Origin of the sequence: Ruoffia sp. FAM 24228 (genome assembly GCF_045528575.1) — a bacterium.
GTDB classification, from domain to species: Bacteria; Bacillota; Bacilli; order Lactobacillales; family Aerococcaceae; genus Ruoffia; species Ruoffia halotolerans.
Window position 1 is genome coordinate 1 of record NZ_JBGQQZ010000156.1, and the last position, 534, is coordinate 534.

The following is a 534-nucleotide window of genomic DNA, read 5'->3' on the forward strand; positions in this document are numbered from 1 at the left end:
ATCCCTATCTCCAATACGATTCATGAACGACCAGATAGCGCTAATGAACGAACTGAGATTGGTCATTGGGAAGCAGATACAGTTGCAGGTCAAACTGGTAAAGCGTGCTTAGTAACGCTAGTTGATAGAAAATCTAGGTTATTACTAATCGGTAAATCTGAGAAGAAAGCTTCTAAGCCGGTAGTTGACCAAATGATTAAATTACTACAAGGTATTGATTCTAATTTTTGTAAAACCATTACACCTGACCGTGGTAAAGAATTCAGTCAACACGCCCGATTGACTGAGGAATTAAATAATACGCAAATTTATTTTCCAGATCCTCATGCCCCTTGGCAAAGAGGATCTAATGAGAATACAAATGGACTCCTTAGAGAGTACTCACCGAAAGGTGTTGATTTGACAGATGCAACTGATGAAGAGATACAAGGTTGGGCAACGAAATTAAATACACGTCCCAAAAAATGTTTGAATTGGAAAACACCTTATGAAATCTTTTATAAAACTGTGTTGCACTTAATTTGACAATTTAAG

At 37.1% G+C, this 534-nt stretch carries 1 protein-coding gene; it reads left to right on the top strand.

The window, feature by feature from the left end; genetic code table 11:
• On the top strand, window positions 1–525 hold a 525-nt coding region (locus ACEN33_RS12470), incomplete at its 5' end, for an IS30 family transposase (RefSeq protein WP_407095215.1).
• Window positions 526–534: the final 9 nt, after the last annotated feature.